Source organism: Trinickia symbiotica (assembly GCF_003028655.1).
Taxonomy (GTDB): Bacteria; Pseudomonadota; Gammaproteobacteria; order Burkholderiales; family Burkholderiaceae; genus Trinickia; species Trinickia symbiotica_A.
Map to the genome: position 1 here is coordinate 510018 of NZ_PYUC01000002.1, position 16561 is coordinate 526578.

At 67.1% G+C, this 16561-nt stretch carries 15 protein-coding genes; 12 read left to right on the forward strand and 3 right to left on the reverse strand.

Translation table 11 applies throughout. The features are described from left to right. Positions 1 to 1068: an ATP-grasp domain-containing protein gene (locus C9I57_RS05760; RefSeq protein ID WP_107149753.1), complete on the reverse strand. Its 1068-nt coding sequence runs from the start codon at positions 1066 to 1068 to the stop codon at positions 1 to 3. Between the two features lie 10 nt (positions 1069 to 1078). Between C9I57_RS05760 and C9I57_RS05765 the strand changes: the two genes are divergently transcribed. The 11 genes from C9I57_RS05765 (at position 1079) to C9I57_RS05815 (ending at position 11834) form a co-directional block, all read left to right on the forward strand. Continuing rightward, positions 1079 to 1855, forward strand: a complete 777-nt coding sequence (locus C9I57_RS05765) for a HisA/HisF-related TIM barrel protein (RefSeq protein ID WP_107149656.1) — start codon at positions 1079 to 1081, stop codon at positions 1853 to 1855. Between the two features lie 284 nt (positions 1856 to 2139). After that, positions 2140 to 3558 carry a formylmethanofuran dehydrogenase gene (locus C9I57_RS05770; RefSeq protein WP_107149657.1) on the forward strand — a complete coding sequence of 473 codons (1419 nt, stop codon included), beginning with the start codon at positions 2140 to 2142 and terminating at the stop codon, positions 3556 to 3558. Further along, a complete protein-coding gene (locus C9I57_RS05775) occupies positions 3555 to 5360 on the forward strand; it encodes a formylmethanofuran dehydrogenase subunit A (RefSeq protein WP_107149658.1) in 1806 nt (601 codons plus the stop codon). The genes C9I57_RS05770 and C9I57_RS05775 overlap by 4 nt, the downstream gene beginning before the upstream one ends. An 8-nt stretch (positions 5361 to 5368) precedes the next feature. Further along, a complete protein-coding gene (gene fhcD / locus C9I57_RS05780; protein WP_107149659.1) occupies positions 5369 to 6322 on the forward strand; it encodes a formylmethanofuran--tetrahydromethanopterin N-formyltransferase in 954 nt (317 codons plus the stop codon). Beyond that, positions 6319 to 7176 carry a formylmethanofuran dehydrogenase subunit C gene (locus tag C9I57_RS05785; RefSeq protein WP_107149660.1) on the forward strand — a complete coding sequence of 286 codons (858 nt, stop codon included), beginning with the start codon at positions 6319 to 6321 and terminating at the stop codon, positions 7174 to 7176. Before fhcD ends, C9I57_RS05785 begins: the two co-directional genes overlap by 4 nt. Before the next feature lie 94 nt (positions 7177 to 7270). Continuing rightward, positions 7271 to 7951, forward strand: coding sequence for a cytochrome b (locus tag C9I57_RS05790; RefSeq protein ID WP_258187515.1), 681 nt, complete (start codon positions 7271 to 7273; stop codon positions 7949 to 7951). Beyond that, complete coding sequence (gene pqqB, locus C9I57_RS05795; RefSeq protein ID WP_107149662.1) at positions 7948 to 8877, forward strand: pyrroloquinoline quinone biosynthesis protein PqqB; 930 nt, start codon at positions 7948 to 7950, stop codon at positions 8875 to 8877. Before C9I57_RS05790 ends, pqqB begins: the two co-directional genes overlap by 4 nt. Positions 8878 to 8891: 14 nt before the next feature. Continuing rightward, positions 8892 to 9629 (forward strand): pyrroloquinoline-quinone synthase PqqC, encoded by a 738-nt coding sequence (gene pqqC, locus C9I57_RS05800; protein WP_107149663.1) that lies wholly within the window; start codon positions 8892 to 8894, stop codon positions 9627 to 9629. Further along, positions 9629 to 9931, forward strand: a complete 303-nt coding sequence (pqqD, locus tag C9I57_RS05805) for a pyrroloquinoline quinone biosynthesis peptide chaperone PqqD (RefSeq protein ID WP_258187516.1) — start codon at positions 9629 to 9631, stop codon at positions 9929 to 9931. The genes pqqC and pqqD overlap by 1 nt, the downstream gene beginning before the upstream one ends. A 5-nt stretch (positions 9932 to 9936) precedes the next feature. Further along, positions 9937 to 11178: a pyrroloquinoline quinone biosynthesis protein PqqE gene (gene pqqE, locus C9I57_RS05810; RefSeq protein WP_107149664.1), complete on the forward strand. Its 1242-nt coding sequence runs from the start codon at positions 9937 to 9939 to the stop codon at positions 11176 to 11178. Then, the gene (locus C9I57_RS05815; protein ID WP_107149665.1) at positions 11175 to 11834 is read left to right on the forward strand and encodes a response regulator; all 660 of its coding nucleotides are present in this window, start codon (positions 11175 to 11177) and stop codon (positions 11832 to 11834) included. Before pqqE ends, C9I57_RS05815 begins: the two co-directional genes overlap by 4 nt. Here the strand turns inward: C9I57_RS05815 and C9I57_RS05820 are convergent. After that, positions 11804 to 12841 (reverse strand): sensor histidine kinase, encoded by a 1038-nt coding sequence (locus C9I57_RS05820; RefSeq protein WP_258187517.1) that lies wholly within the window; start codon positions 12839 to 12841, stop codon positions 11804 to 11806. The two genes, C9I57_RS05815 and C9I57_RS05820, sit on opposite strands and share 31 nt — an antisense overlap. Positions 12842 to 13009: 168 nt before the next feature. On the opposite strand from C9I57_RS05820, the gene C9I57_RS05825 reads away from it, so the two are divergent. Next, a complete protein-coding gene (locus C9I57_RS05825; protein ID WP_258187518.1) occupies positions 13010 to 15400 on the forward strand; it encodes a TonB-dependent receptor in 2391 nt (796 codons plus the stop codon). Positions 15401 to 15406: 6 nt separating this feature from the next. Here C9I57_RS05825 and C9I57_RS05830 read toward each other — a convergent pair whose 3' ends face one another. Then, the gene (locus C9I57_RS05830; RefSeq protein WP_107149757.1) at positions 15407 to 16417 is read right to left on the reverse strand and encodes a beta-propeller fold lactonase family protein; all 1011 of its coding nucleotides are present in this window, start codon (positions 16415 to 16417) and stop codon (positions 15407 to 15409) included. Positions 16418 to 16561: the final 144 nt, after the last annotated feature.

Sequence of the window (16561 nt, forward strand, 5' to 3'; positions counted from 1 at the left end):
TCACGAGGCGACTCCGCAGGCGGCCCGCATCGCAAAGTAACCGGACGGCGCCGATCGCGCGAGCCTCACACCGTGCGCGGCAAGGAGCGCCTCCGTGAGACGGCGGGCGCGGCCGTCGTCTTCCGCGACGAGGCCGGCGTAGGCAACCGTCAGGCGCGGATTGATCTCGACGACGACAGGCCCACGCTCGGGATGCCAGACGAGATCCACGCCGACGAATCCGCGCAGGCCGGGAATCGCCGCCGCCACGCGCTTCGCGAGCGTTGCCAGCGTTCGCCCGCGAGGGCTGTCTAGGTCGATCGCGTCGACGAGCACGCCACTGAACTCGACGACGCGCATCTGCGTGCCCGGTGCGTGGCGCTCGATCAGATCGATCCGCTGTCGATTGACGCTGACGAGCTCCGCGTCGCCTTCCCGGCAAACGAGCGAGAGGCTCAGCGGCTCGCCCTCGACCCACGCCTGCAGCACGGGCCTGCCGCCCGCGGCGAGACGCCTCTGGTAGTCGGCGCACGCGGCGGCATACGAATCGAAGACGAACGTGTCGAGGCTGCCCGCCCCGTCGTCGGGTTTGACGACCCAACGCCCGTCGCCCGGCCCCGCGCAGTTCAACGGGTTCAACGGATCAAGCGCTTCCGTCGTCGCGATGCCGCGCGCGGCGAGCCGCGCGGACGTCGCGCTCTTGCTCGATGCGATGCGGATCGCCTCCTTGGTGCAGCCGAGCCAGCGCTCGGCACCGACGGCATCGTGAAGCTGCCCAAGCAAGCCGTCACATTCGGGCGCGATCACCCAGGCGTAATCGTGCTCACGCGCCATGCGGGCGACGAACGCCGGTATGGCCTCGCCCGCGTTCGGCCGGTAATGCGCGGCGGCGCGATCGAACGCCTCGAAACGGGACGAGGCGAACGTCACGCTCACACCGTCGATCGACGCGAGCGAGGCAACAAGCGCATTGCGCATCATGCGCCCTTCCCCGATCAGCGCGGACAGATCGGCGATACTGCCCTGGCACGCGAGCGCCGGATCGATGCCGCCGCCGGTGAGATACTCGTAGACAAAAATCTTGGCCAAGGGATGCCCCATGCAGGTAATACCGGTTCTCGACTTGCTCGACGGCCACGCCGTACGTGCCCAACGCGGCGAACGGGCGACGTACCGCCCGATCCGTTCGCCGCTCGCCCGCACGAGCGAGCCGGTTTCGCTCGCACGCGCGCTCGTCGCCGCGATCGGAGCGACGACCCTCTACATCGCCGACCTCGACGCGATCCTCGCTCACGGCCGCGGCGACCACGCCGCGCATATCGCCGCGCTGCGCTCGATGCTGCCCGACATCGAAATCTGGCTCGACGCAGGCTTTGCCGACTATGCCGCGATGCGCGCGCTGTTCGATCGAATCGAGCGAATCGACTCCGCGGATAGCCGCACCGCCTCTCGCGATCGCTCGCCGCTCGCACCGCTCGTTCCCATCTTCGGCACCGAATCGCTGCGCGATCCGGATGCCCTGCGCGCGGCCGAGACAGACGGATTCGCACCGATCCTTTCGCTCGACCATCGCGCGGGCCGCCTGATCGGCGATGCCGCGCTCGATCGGTCTTCAGCCTGGTGGCCGTCGCGGGTCATCGCGATGACGCTCGATCAAGTGGGCAGCTACGAAGGTCCCGACCTTGCGACGTTCACGCGAATTCGCGAGCGCGCGCCACTCGGCACGACTGTCATCGGCGCCGGCGGCATCCGCGACCAGGCGGATCTCGAGGCCGCTGCCGCGGCCGGCGCGACAGGCTGGCTCATCGCCTCGGCGCTGCACGACGGACACCTTGCTCACAAGTTCCATGCCATGCGCCCGTCCGGTGAAGGATGAAAACGGACGGCGGGCCGATATCGCGCTCGAGGCTTCGCGGGTGACACTCTGCTCCAAAACGACACACAACCTGTACAGGAACGGCACGGCCCGCACGTGCGGTCGCCCGCACGAGCCGGAACAATCGTCCGACCACATAGTGGGCGAAGGTTGGGGCGACAATCCATGAGGGCGGCCCGCCGCGCACAGCGATGAAACGGGCTTGCGCCGATCCGTGCGTCGCGCGCTGAGTTTTAGGCATCCGCACGGACGCTCCCCGGCATAGACCTTGCTGAAGCCGCGACATGTCATTTCCGCCCAACGATCCGACGAGCGCCGGCTCACGAGACGCATCGAATTCCGCTGCGCCCATCACGGTGCTTGATTGGACCTGCCCGTTCTGCCCGCTGCTTTGCGACGACCTCGCGATCACCGCGCAGTCCGACGGCGCGCTCGCGGCGAGCGGGCACGACTGCCCCCGCCTTGCGCAAGCGCTCGCCGGCTTCAGCACCTCCGACGCACTGTCCGCTCTCGTCGACGGGACACCCGTCGCTCTCGATGCGGCGCTCGAGCGCGCGGCCGAGATACTCGGCGCATCGCGCCACCCGCTCTTCGGCGCGCTCGCCACCGATGTGGCCGGCGCACGCGCGCTTTACGCGCTCGCGGCCTCGTGCGGTGCGACGCTCGATCATTTGCACGGCGAAGCGATGAGCGCCGCCACGCGCGTCGTACAGGACCGAGGCTCGTTTTTCGCGACCCTTTCCGAGCTCCGGACGCGCGCTGACTTGTTGATCTTCTTCGGCTGCCGCCCGTCCGAAGGCTATCCGCGCTTTTACGAACGCATGCTCGGCGCGACCGAGTTCGCGCGCGAATACGTGTTCGTCGGTTGCGAGGCTGATCCCGGCGCCGCGGGTTCACCGCACGTGCGCACTGAAACGATGCTGCCGCACGCCGATCCATTCGATCTGGTCGCGCTATGGTCGGCGCTTTCGCTCGGACGGTTGCCTTCGTCGCTCGGCACCTTGCGGCACGACGGCACCGCGACAATCGACGCACTCTCGTCGCTTGCCGAAAAAATCGCGGTCGCGCAATACGCCGTGCTCGTCTATGAGCCGGCGGCCTTGGTGCGCAGTCACGGCCAGGCGGGTGCCTCGCTTCTGATCGAAGGGCTGCAGCGAATCGTGAAGGCGATCAACGACAAGACGCGCGCGGCTACATTCGCACTCGGCGGCGCCGACGGCGCCCTCACGGTCAATCAGGCCGTCACTTGGCTCTCGGGTCTGCCTTTGCCGCTGCGCGTGCCGGCCCCGCGCGGCGACGACGACGGCGACGGCGACGGCGACGGCAGCGGCGGAACCTCCCTCGATCACGACGCGCATCGCTATCGCACGACCCGCCTCATCGCGGACCGTCATATCGACGCGCTGCTCTGGGTCGCCTCCCTCGCCCCCTCGCCTTGGCCGCCGGCGCTCGCGGCCGACGTTCCGGCCATCATCGTCGGCCACGCGGCGCTCGCGGAGCAGGCGGCCGCGCGCGGCGCGCCAACCGTGTTCATTCCCGCGGCCACGCCGGGCATCGATAGCGATGGCCATCTGTTCCGACTCGACGCGACCGTCGTCGTGCCGCTCGCGGCCGCGCGCGCGAGCTCACTGCCTACGATCGCGACGATCGCTTCGCGCCTCGACGAGCGGCTCGCCGCATTCTCGCGGAAGGCCCGATCATGACGACGATCCGTTTGAAAGGCGGCACCGTCTACGATCCCGCCAACGGCGTGAACGGCGAGCGCCGTGACATCGCGTTCCGCGACGGCCGCATCATCGCCTTGCCGGACGGCTCGCCCGTCGACCGCGAGTACGACGCGACCGGCATGATCGTCATGGCGGGTGGCATCGACATGCACTCGCATATCGGCGGCGGAAAAACGAATCTCTCGCGCCTCTTGCTGCCCGAAGACCATCGGAGTCGAGAGCTGGCGGCGACTTCAGCCGCAACGCGCGATGTGCGCGAAATGCACGAAGCGCTCGAATCGATCGACGCCGCCGCCGGTGCCGAGCGCGGTGCGCAGGGACACGAGTCGAAGCGAGAAGCGACGGGCCGCTACCTGCGCCTGCCCTCGTGCGGCACCTGCACGCCAGGCACGCTCGCCACGGGCTACCGCTATGCCGAGATGGGCTACACCGCCGCGTTCGAGCCCGCGATGTTGCCGAGCAACGCGCGCCACGCGCACCTCGAGATGGGTGACACGCCGATCATCGACCATGGCGCCTACGTCATGCTCGGCAACGACGAGCTGTTCCTGCAGCTGCTCTCGTCGGGCGAGGACTTCGAGCGTCTGCGCGACTACGTCGGCTGGACGCTCAATGCGAGCAAGGCGCTCGGCGTGAAGGTCGTGAACCCGGGCGGCATCTCCGCGTTCAAGTTCAACCAGCGCGCGCTCGACGTCGACGAGCGGCACGCGCGCTATGGCATCACGCCACGCGACGTCGTCCGCACGCTCACGCGAGCGTTGACCGAGCTGCGCGTTCCGCATCCGCTGCACGTGCATTCGAGCAATCTCGGCGTGCCCGGCAACATCGCTTCGACGATCGCGACGATGGACGCGGCCGATGGCCTGCCGATCCATTTGACCCACATCCAGTTCCACAGCTACGGAACGGAAGGGCCGCGCAAGTTCTCGTCAGGGGCGCACGCGATCGCCGAAGCCGTGAACGCACGGCCGAACGTTTCGATCGATGTCGGGCAAGTCATCTTCGGCCAGACCGTGACCGCGTCGGGCGACACAATGATGCAGTTTCGCAACGCGCCGCTCGCGAAGCCGCGCAAGTGGATCCTCGGCGAGATCGAGTGCGACGCGGGCTGCGGCATCGTGCCGTTCCGCTATCGCGAGAAGAGCTATGTGAACGCCCTGCAATGGATCATCGGGCTCGAGATTTTCCTGCTCGTCGACGACCCGTGGCGCGTCGCGATGACGACGGATCACCCGAACGGCGGACCGTTCACGAGCTATCCGCACTTGATCCGGCTGCTGATGGACCGTTCGTTTCGAGCCGAACAGCTGGCGAAGCTGCATCCCGAGGCGCAGGTCGCGAGCGCGCTGCCGCAGCTGACGCGCGAGTTCTCTTTCTACGAGATCGCGATCATCACGCGCGCCGGTCCGGCGCGGCTCTTGGGCCTGACCGATCGCGGACACCTCGGCGCGGGCGCGGCGGCCGACATCGCCGTCTATCGCGACGAAGCCGACCGCGAGCGCATGTTCTCGATGCCGGCCTACGTCTTCAAGGACGGCGAGCTGATCGCGCGCGACGGCACGCTGATCGCGGCACCAACAGGGGGCATCCATTTCGTTACACCCGAGTTCGACCGCGGCATCGAACAGACGATCGCCGCCTATAGCGAGCGTCATTTGACGACGAATTTCGCGCATGCGGCGATCAGCGACGACGAGGCATGCGTCTGCTGCCGCGGCGGCCGGCTGCTGCCCGTCGAATGTCTCGCCCATCCGCGCTCGGCGCAACCTTCGCGTTGAACTCTTCCATGACGAGCCCCTTCGAAATCAACGGCACCGTCATCGACGACACGTTCGCCGAAGCCTTCCCGATGAAGGCGACGCGGCTCGTCATCACCGCGCACACGCCGACTTGGGCGCGCCACGCGGCGAACTCGCTCGCCGGCTTCGCCACATCGGTGATCGGTTGCGGCTGCGAGGCCGGCATCGAGCGCGACTGCGCGGCCGGCGAGACGCCCGACGGCCGGCCCGGCGTCGCCGTGCTGCTGTTCGCGGTTTCGTCGAAGGAGCTCGCCAAGCAGCTCGGGCGCCGCGTCGGGCAGTGCGTCCTCACGTGCCCGACTACCGCCGTCTATGCCGGCATCGACCCGGCCACGAGCCAGGCGCCGCTCTCAGACAACGCCGATCTGGGCAGCCAACTGCGGTTTTTCGGCGACGGCTGGCAGATCTCGAAGATGATCGACGGCCGCCGCTACTGGCGCGTGCCCGTCATGGACGGCGAGTTCGTCTGCGAGGATACGGTGCCCACGGTCAAGGCCGTCGGCGGCGGCAATCTGCTGCTCATCGCGCGCGACACCGAGGCGGCGCTCGCCGCGACGGAGGCCGCCGTCGCCGCGATGCGCGCGCTGCCGAACGTGATCCTGCCGTTTCCGGGCGGCATCGTCCGCTCGGGCTCGAAGGTTGGCTCCAAGTACGCGGGCGCGACGGCGTCGACCAACGACGCGTTCTGCCCGACGCTGACGGGGCTCACCACGCGGACCGAGCTGACGACGGAAGTCGGCAGCGTGCTCGAGATCGTGATCGACGGGCTGACCGAGGCCGACGTCGGCTCGGCCATGACGGCCGGCATCGTCGCCGCGACCGCGCTCGGCCGCGACGCCGGCGTGTTGCGGATTTCGGCTGGCAACTACGGAGGCAAGCTGGGGCCCTATCACTTTCCGCTGCGGCGCCTTTCCGCCGGCGTCGGAGGAAAGCGCGCATGAGCACGACGATCCTGCGCCTCAAGGCGTCGCCCGCCTTTCCCGTCGACGGCTCGCCGCTCACGCCCGCGCGACTCGACGCGCTGCCGCTCGCGTCGATCGAGCGGCTCGCCCTGCGAGCCGGCTCGCAGACGCTTGCCGTCGCCGACCTGTTCGACGTTTCACGCACCGAAGAGAGCGCGCCGGCGACGACGGGCGTCCATGCGGGCGAGGCCGCGGCACCAGCCGTCGTCATCGAAGGCGACGCGCGCTGGCTCGAACGGCTCGGCGCAGGCATGGATGCCGGCACGCTGACGGTGCGCGGCCCGATCGGCGACTACGCGGGCGCGCAAATGCGCGGTGGGACGCTGACGATCGAAGGCGACGCCGGCGACTTCGTCGGCTGTGAGATGCGCGGCGGCCGGCTCGCCGTGGCCGGCGACTGCGGCGATTTCGCGGCCGGCGCGCGCGCGGGCGAAATGGAAGGCATGACGGGCGGCACGCTCATGATCGGTGGCAGCGCCGGCCAACGGCTAGCCGACCGGATGCGGCGCGGACTCGTGCTCGTCGGCGGCGATTGCGGCGCGTTCGCGGCCTCGCGCCTCGTCGCCGGCACGATCTGCATCGGCGGCCAGCTCGGCGCACACTATGCGTATGGGATGCGGCGCGGCACGCTCGTCCTCGCCACGCGGCCAGCCGCATTGCCGGCGACGTTCGTCGACGGCGGGCGCGGATTCGAGGTGTTCTGGGCGCTCTTCGCGCGCAGCCTCGCCACGGCGCCGGCGCCGTTCTCGCGCTTCGCCGCGAACCGGCTTCCCACCCGCTATGCGGGCGACCTGGCCGTGGACGGACGAGGGGAAATACTGATCGTGGAGTGAGCCCGCGCATCGAACTCGCGTGCGCCGCGGCGCTCAATGAGGGAAGCAATACGGTGGTGACAGTCGAAGGAATCGAGTGATCGAGGAGGATGACGTGGATAACTCCGCCGGAAGGACTCATGACTTTCTCGATTCGGCGCCGCGCGCCAAGCGAGAAAGCGGAGCGCGCCCGGAGCGCGAAGGGACGCGTGACGAGCGAGACGCGAGCGGCACCGCGCGCTTCGCGCCAGGCCTCATTGTGCTGCACTGGCTGATCGGAATCGCGATCCTCGCGCTCATCGCGCTCGGCCTCTATATGGTCGGCCTGCCGAAAGGCCTGCCCGTCAAAGCGACGCTGATCAATTTGCACAAGTCGCTCGGGCTGACAGTTTTCCTGCTTGTGCTTATCCGTATCGTGGTGCTCGCGGCCGTTCACCGGCCGCCGCTGCCGCCGATGCGACCGTGGCAACGCGCCGCCGCGCGCACGACGCAGGTTTTTTTATACGTGGGAATGGTCGCGATGCCGGTCACCGGTTATCTCGGCTCCTCGTTCAACACTTACGGCACGCGGTTTTGGGGCATCTTGCTGCCGAAATGGGGCTGGGACGATGCGGGGCTGCGTGCGATTTTCTTCGGCGCGCATCACGTGATCGCCTTCGCGCTGATCGCGTTGATCGCGTTCCATATCGCCGGCGTGGCGAAGCATGAGCTGATCGATCACGACGGCACGCTCGCGAGAATGTTGCCGCGCGGGGCGAAATCGACTGCGAGCGACAGGCGGGGGCAGCCGCGATGAAGATTCGGGTGCTCGGCTCCGCGGCCGGCGGCGGCTTCCCTCAATGGAACTGCAACTGTCGCAACTGCGACGGCGTGCGACGCGGCACCGTCAAAGCGACGCGACGCACACAGTCGTCGATCGCCGTCAGCGCGAACGGTGAGGACTGGCTCCTCGTCAACGCGTCGCCGGACCTGCTCGCGCAAATCGCCGCGAACCCGGAACTGCAGCCGGCTCGGCAAGCGCGCGACACGGGCATCGCGGCCGTGCTCGTCATGGATGCGCAGATCGACCACGTGACCGGCCTTCTGATGCTGCGCGAGCGCGGCGCGCCGCTTCCGCTCTATGCGACCGAAGCCGTCTGGGGCGATCTCGGCACGGGCTTTCCGATCGGGCCGATCCTCTCGCATTACTGCGGCGTCGAGCATCGTCCGATCGCGCTCGACGGCCGCCCGCTCGACATTCCCGCTCTGCCCGGCGTGCGAATCGACCCGTTGCCGCTTCTCAGCAAGGCCCCGCCCTATTCTCCGCATCGCGCGGCGCCCCAGCGCGGCGACAACATCGGTCTCGTCGTGACGAACCTCGCCACGGGCAGGCGCGCGTTCTACGCGCCGGGCTTAGGCCAGCTCGAGCCGCACGTGCTCGAGGCGATGCGCGGGGCGGACTTGCTGCTCGTCGACGGCACGACGTGGACCAACGACGAAATGATCCGCCTCGGCTTTTCGAAGAAGACGGCGGCCGACATGGGGCATCTCGCGCAGTCGGGCGAGAACGGCATGATCGCCGTGCTCGATTCGATTTCGGGCGCGCGCGAGCGGCCTGTCCGCAAGGTGCTGATTCACATCAACAACACGAACCCCATCCTGATCGAAGATGGCCCGGAGCGACGCGTGCTCGACGAGCACGGCATCGAAGTGGCCTACGACGGTATGACGTTCGAGTTGTGAGGAGACGACCAACAATGGACCTCAACGACACATTCGGCACCGCCCCCGTGCGCGATGTCGCCCCCAGCGAGCCGGCCTGGACGCGCGAGGAATTCGAAGCGCAATTGCGCGCGAAGGGCGCGGCCTACCACATCCATCATCCGTTCAATGTGCGGATGAATACGGGCGGCGCGTCGCCCGAGCAAATTCGCGGCTGGGTTGCGAACCGGTTCTACTACCAGATCAAGATCCCGCTGAAGGATGCGGCGATTCTCTCGAACTGCCCCGATCGCGAGACGCGTCGGCTCTGGGTGCTGCGCATCCTCGATCACGACGGCTACGGCGACAACGAGGGCGGCATCGAGGCGTGGGCACGGCTCGGCGACGCGGTCGGGCTGTCGCGCGACGATCTCTGGTCGCTCAAGCTCGTGACGCCCGGCGTGCGCTTCGCCGTCGATGCGTACGTCAACTTCGCGCGCCGCGCGCCGTGGCAAGAGGCGGTCTGCTCGTCGTTGACGGAGATGTTCGCGCCGCAGATTCACAAGGACCGCCTGGCATCGTGGCCCGAGCATTATCCGTGGATCGAGCCGCAAGGGCTCGCCTATTTCCGTTCGCGCATCGCGCTCGCGCAACGCGACGTCGAGCACGGGCTCAAGGTGACGCTCGATCATTTCCGACGGCGCGATCAACAGGAGCGCGCGCTGACGATCCTGCAGTTCAAGCTCGATATCCTCTGGTCGATGCTCGACTCCATCGAGAAGGCTTTCCCGTGATGAATCCGAACGCTCCTACGCCAGACGATGCGGCGCAGTCAACGCCCCCATCGGCGCACCTGCGCCTCAAATCGCACTTCCGCCTGCAATGGGAAGAGGCGCAGAACGCCTACGTCATGCTCTATCCTGAAGGGATGGTGAAGCTCAACCAGAGCGCGGCCGAGATTCTCAAGCGCTGCGACGGCACACGGGACATCGACATGCTGATTGCCGACCTCGAGAAGGCGTTCAACGCGACCGGCATCGGCGGCGAGGTGCTCGCGTTCGTGACGGAGGCGCGCACTCGAGGCTGGCTGGAGTAGACGCCATGACCGATCTCTCCTCTCCCACCGCCGCGGCAACCGCCAGCGCCGAGCGCAAGCCCGAAGGCGTCGCCCCGCCGCTTTGGCTGCTCGCGGAGCTCACGTACCGCTGCCCGCTCCATTGCGTGTTCTGCTACAACCCGGTCGACTACGCGACGAACACGCGCGAGTTCGATACCGACCAATGGGTGCGCATCCTGCGCGAGGCGCGCGCGCTCGGTGCCGCGCAGCTCGGCTTCTCGGGCGGCGAGCCGCTCATGCGCGACGATCTGGAAATCCTCGTCGGCGAGGCGCGCAAGCTCGGCTTCTACACGAATCTGATCACGTCGGGCATCGGTCTGACCGATAAACGGCTCGACGACCTGAAGACCGCCGGCCTCGATCACATTCAGCTCTCCTTTCAGGACTCGACGCAACAGCTCAACGACTTTCTCAGCAGCACGCGCACGTTCGATCTCAAGCGGCGTGTGGCGGCTTCGATCAAAGCGCACGGCTTCCCGATGGTCATGAACTGCGTGCTGCATCGCTACAACCTGCCGCACGTCGACAAGATCATCGAGATGGCGCTTGCAATGGGCGCCGAGTATCTCGAGCTCGCCAACACGCAGTACTACGGCTGGGCCTTTGCCAACCGCGCTCAACTCCTGCCGACGCGCGAGCAGCTCGAGGCCGCCGAGGCCGTCGTCGAACGCTATCGCAAGACGCACGGCGAGCGCTGCCGGATTTTCTTCGTCGTACCCGATTATTTCGAGCGGCGTCCGAAGCGCTGCATGAACGGCTGGGGTGCCGTCTTCCTCGGCGTCGCGCCCGACGGCACGGCGCTGCCATGTCATGCGGCGCGCGGTTTGCCGGGGCTCACGTTCCCGAACGTCAGGGACACGCCGCTTTCGGACATCTGGTACGAAAGCGCGGCGTTCAACCGCTTTCGCGGCTTTGACTGGATGAAGGAGCCGTGCCGCAGCTGCGACGAGAAAACCAACGATCTCGGCGGCTGCCGTTGCCAGGCCTATCTGCTGACGGGCGATGCGGCGAACGCCGATCCGGTCTGCGACAAGTCGCCCGCGCACGAGCAAGTCGTGCGCTTCGTCGAACGCGCGCGCGAAGCGAGCGAAGCCCACGCTGCACTAGCACCCGGCACGGCCGCCCCCAACGAGCAGCCGATCCTCTTTCGCAGCGACAGCAATTCGCGCAAGCTCGCCTCGCAAGGCGAGATCCCGATTGAGCCCACGCCGGAGGCACGGCGATGAACCAGGACATTTCAGTGCTGCTCGTCGACGACCATGCCGTCGTCCGCGAAGGCTACCGCCGGCTGCTCGAAGTCAGCGGCAATGTGCGCGTCTGCGGCGAGGCCGCCGACGCCGCGCAGGCCTACCAGCGGTTTTGCGCGCTGCGTCCCGATGTCGTCGTCATGGACGTCTCGCTGCCGGGCGCGAGCGGCATCGAGGCGATGCGCAGGATGCACGCGCGCGAGCCCGACGCGCGCGTGCTGATTTTCAGCGTCCATGAAGATGCCCTCTTCGTGCGCCGCGCGCTCAATGCCGGAGCGCTCGGCTACGTCACGAAGGCGAGCGCTCCCGACGTGCTCGTCGAAGCAGTGGATACCGTCGCGCGGCGCGGCAGCTATCTGAGCCCCGACGTGTCGCGCGCGCTCGCGATGCGCAGTTCGTTCACCGCGGGCCCACCCGGGCGGCAGCTCTCGGCGCGCGAGTTCGAAGTGCTGCGCATGCTCGCGCAAGGCTATACGCTGCCGACGATCGCCGAAAAGCTCGGTCTTTCGCAGAAGACGGTCGCCAATCACCAGTCGGCGATCCGGCAGAAGTTCGGAGCTGACAACGGCGTGCAGCTCGCCCAGATTGCGAGCCGCCTCGGGCTTCACCTGACCGGTTCGGCCAGCCCCGCCTGAGCCGGGATACGCGCGCAGACGAAGAAGCCGCCGCCGGGCCGGCTCGCGACGTGAAACTCGCCGCCGAGTGCCTCGACGCGCTCGCGCATGCCGATGAGCCCAAGCCCGCCGCGCGGGTGGCTCAGGTCCGTGCCGGGACCGTCGTCGGTCAGCGTGACGACGATTTCGTCGGCCTCCCGCGTTCCCCGCACGACGAAGATCTCCACATTCGCCGCGCGGGCGTACTTCGATACGTTCGTGAGCCCTTCCTGCACGAACCGGTAGAGCGTGATGTTCAGGGCGTCGGAAAGCCCGGCGAAGTCGCCCTCGATCGTGAGCGAGAACGAAGCGTTGGGCAGCCGCTCGCGCCAGCCGTCGACGCAGTGCTCGAGCGCGGTCGGCAAGCCGAATTCGTCGAGGCCGACCGGCCTTAGCTGGCGAATCATGCCGCCGATCTGTCGATAGACATGAATCGCGCTCTCCACGACGCCGAGCGACAGCCGATGAATTTCGGGCTGCGCGCTCGCCGACAAGTCGCGAATACGCGAGGCATCGAGCGAAATCGCGTTCAGGTATTGGCCGAGCTCGTCATGAAGCTCGCGCGCGAGGCGGCGCCGCTCGTGCTCTTCGGCATCGCGCGCCTCTCTGCCGAGCTGACGGTTTTCGGCGAGCAGGCGCTCGGCCTCCTGCTCGAGCGCATGCCGCCACGCGAGTTCACGTTGCGCGTCGCGATAGCGCCGCCACGCGAACCAGGCGAGACCGACCGCGAGCACGCAAAGGACGACGGGCATCTCGTCGAGCTGCAGGCGCTCCACGCCGCGCGTCCAGCGGTAAAGGTGCTCGCCCAGGTTGAAGATCGCACTGAATACGAGCGTCAGCACGGTGGCACCGACGACCCAGGCGAGATCGCGCCAGGCCGCGGCATGCGGCGGCGGTGGCGTGCGGGGCGGCGGTGCGCTCGGGCGGTCGCGTTCGGAGGGGCTCACGCGCCGATTGTACCGAGGCTCGGCGGTGCGGGACACGGCCATCGCCAACGCGGGAGACGACCCGTCGTCAGATCGGGAAAACCTCCTGGGTCTGTTACGCCCGCTGCATGCGAAGCTTCGAACATAGCGATAGCCAGCATCGTCGCAAGATGTCCTGCGAGAAGCCGACGAAGCACGCACGACCAAAATAAACCGGCAGGAGTGGAGACAATGGGTACTAAGCGCAGCGGGCCTCCGTTCAAACGACGCGCCGGCGTCGCCCTTTTTGTCGGCGGCGCGCTCGCGGGCATGCCCGCCGCCGTTTTCGCGCAAACGCAACCTGGCGCGGCGTCCGCGGTGAGCGCCGCCTCCTCCACTTCGGCGCCGGCTCCCGCGACGGCAACGCCATCACAATCGGTCCAAGCCGCACCGGCTCCCACCTCGAGCGCGGACACAGCGCACGTCCTTGCGCCCGTCGTCGTGATCGGCACCACTCCGTTGCTCGGTCTCGGCACGCCACTCGCGCAAGTGCCGGCCAACGTTCAGACCGTGCGTGCGCGCGATCTCGATCGACAGCATCGCGCGACGATCACCGATTACTTCGAGAAAAACCTGCCGAGCGTCGACATCAACGAGGCGCAGGGCAACCCGTATCAGGTCGACGTCAACTACCGCGGCTTCACCGCTTCGCCGCTCCTCGGCACGCCGCAGGGCCTGTCGGTGTTCTTCGACGGCGTGCGCGTGAACGAACCTTTCGGCGATGTCGTGAACTGGGACCTCATCCCTCAGGAAGCGATCGACACGATTCAGCTGATCCCCGGCTCGAATCCGACCTACGGTCTCAACACATTGGGCGGCGCGCTCGCGATCTCGACGAAAAACGGCAAGACGAGCCCCGGCGGCGAAGCCGAGGTGAGCGCCGGCTCGTGGGGCCGCAAGAGCGCGCAGATCGAACAAGGCGGCACGATCGGCTCGAATCTCGATTACTACTTCACGGCCAACGCCCAGAACGACAACGGGTGGGCCCAACAAAACTGGAGCCGCGTCCGCCAGGCATTCGGCAAGCTGCGCTATACGGACGCCGATACGACGCTCTCGTTGTCGGCCGGCGGCGCGGACAACCAGCTTTCCGGCGCACAAACGCTGCCGCGCTCGTTCCTCGGCAATCCCTCGCAACCGTACACCTATCCCGACGGAAACAAGAACAGCGTGGGGTATCTGACGTTCTCGGGCGACCGCACGATCAGCGACAACGTGGAGCTCTCGGGCAATCTTTATTACCGGCACTATCGCAACAGCAATTTCGCGAGCAACCAGAACACCGATTTCGGCACGATCGATCCGGCGACGGGCAACGTCGATACCGTCCAGGCGACGAACCAGCAAGCCGTCGCGACGACGGACAGCTACGGCGGCAGCCTGCAGTTGACGCTGCTCGGCAAGCTCGCCGGCATGGAGAATCAATTCGTCACGGGCATCGCCGCCGATATCGCCAATTCGCGCTACACGGCATCCTCGCAAGACGCGGTCTTCAATGCGTCGCGCGGAGCAATCGGTATCGATGATTTCGCGTTGAAGACGGACGCGAAGACGCGCAACGCCAGCTACGGTGTCTATTTCACGGACACGCTTTCGCTGACGAAGCAATGGGCGCTCACGCTCTCGGGACGCTACAACTGGTCGAGCGCGCAGATTGCCGACCAAACGGGAACTCAGCCGCTGCTGAATGCCCGCCATGTTTTCTCGCGCTTCAATCCGGCCGTCGGCATCAACTGGAACCCGACGCCGACGCTGACGGCCTACGCGACCTACAACGAAGGGATGCGCTCGCCGACCGCGATCGAGCTCGCCTGCGCGGATCCTAACGCGCCCTGCTCGCTGCCGAACGATTTCCTGGCCGACCCGGCGCTCAAGCCTGTCATTTCGAAGACGTTCGAAATCGGCGCGCGCGGGCGAATCGGCTCGGCGACGACATGGAGCGCCGCCGCGTACAGTACGACGCTCGACGACGACATCGAGTTCATCAGCAGCGCCGCGAGTACGCAGGGCTTCTTCCAGAACGTCGGCAAAACGCGCCGCCAGGGCATCGAGCTGGCCGGCCGCACGCAGTTCGGCCCGCTCGCCCTCGGCGCGAGCTACAGCTATATTGACGCCACCTATCGCTCGTCGTGGACCGAGCACGTCCCGGCGAATTCGAGCGCCGATGCCGCCGGCGACATCACCGTCAAGCCCGGCGCTCACATCCCCGGCATTCCGGCCCATACCGTCAAGCTGCGCCTCGATTACAGCGCCACGCATCAGTGGGACATCGGCGCGAACCTCAGCTATCGCAGCGCCTTTTTCGCGCGCGGCGACGAAAACAACGAGGACGTGAACGGCAAGCTCGCCGGTTATTTTCTGATCGATCTCGACACGACTTATCGTGTGACGAAGCAGCTCGAAGTCTATGCACGCGTGACGAATCTGCTCGACAAACGCTATGCGAGCTTCGGCGTGCTCGGGGAGAACGTCTTCACGGGACCGAACCAGACGTTCAACGGCGCGAGCCCCGTCGCCGAGCAGTTCGTCGGCGTGGGCGCGCCGCGCGGCGTCTGGGTCGGCCTGCGCTATCGATGGGATTGATTCGGTTCAGCGCGATTCGATCGATCCGTCGCTCGGCGGATAGGTGACGATCCCCCACGCGAGCGGCAGATCGCCGATTTGCTTGATCGGCGCATACGTCTTCGCGTCGAGCACATAGACGGCGTTGGAGCGACCGCACGCGAACATCAGCTTCGAGTCGTCCGGCGTGAAGCTGAAGTGCCAGCAGCGCTGGCCGATCGGCGCATCGGCGAGATGGTCATAGGTATGCGCGTCGAAGACCTGAAGCGTCTTGTCGCGCCCCGCCGCGACGAACAGCCGGTTGCCGGACGGCCCGTAGACGACGCCGTAAGGCCCGAGCTTCGTGTCGACGGTCTTCACCACATGGAAGTCCTTCGCATCGAGTACCACCAGCTTGCTCAGCGATTCGAGCGTGACGGCGTATTCCTTGCCGTCGGGCGAGGCCTTGATGCCGCGCGGCCGTCCGCCCGCCGCGAGCTTGACGACCGTGATGGGCTTGCCGCTTCTCGCTTCGTAGACTGAGACGGTATCGTCGCCTTCGTTCGTCACGAGCATCTGCTTGCCGTCGCGCGAAAATTCGACGCCCTCCGTCTCATGTCCACTGACCACGCGGTGAATCACACGCCAGCTCTTCATGTCGACGATCGCGATCTCGGCCGGGGGTTTGTTCGCATCATCGTCGTCCGCGCCCGGCTTGCCGTCGGGCTTGCCCTCCGGTTTCCCGGTTTCGCCCGGCTCGTACGTCACATACGCGTATCCGTTATGCACACGGACGTATTCCGGGTTCTTGCCGACCTTGACATGCTCGACGACCTTGCCCGTGCGCGTATCGACGGCGGCGAGTTCGCCCGTGTTCTTGTCGGCGACGACGAGACGCGTGCCGTCCTCGTTGAGGCTCAGGCCGCGAGGACCGCTCGCGCCGATCGAGAAAGTTTTCTCGAGTGTCAGGTTGTCGAGATCGATGACGCCGATGCCGGCCTTCTCACTCGTCACGTAAGCGACGGGTGCGGCAGCGTGCGCCGCGCCGGCTGCGAGCATTGCACCGGCCGCGAGGAGCGCGCCGGCGGCGAGCGCCGTCGGCCGCGCGCGACGACGCGTCAACCCGCCGTCCGATACAGGCAAGCGCGGCGTGCGCGCTTCCCGGTGAGCCGTTCGCCAGGATGTCCCCACCATATCGTTAGT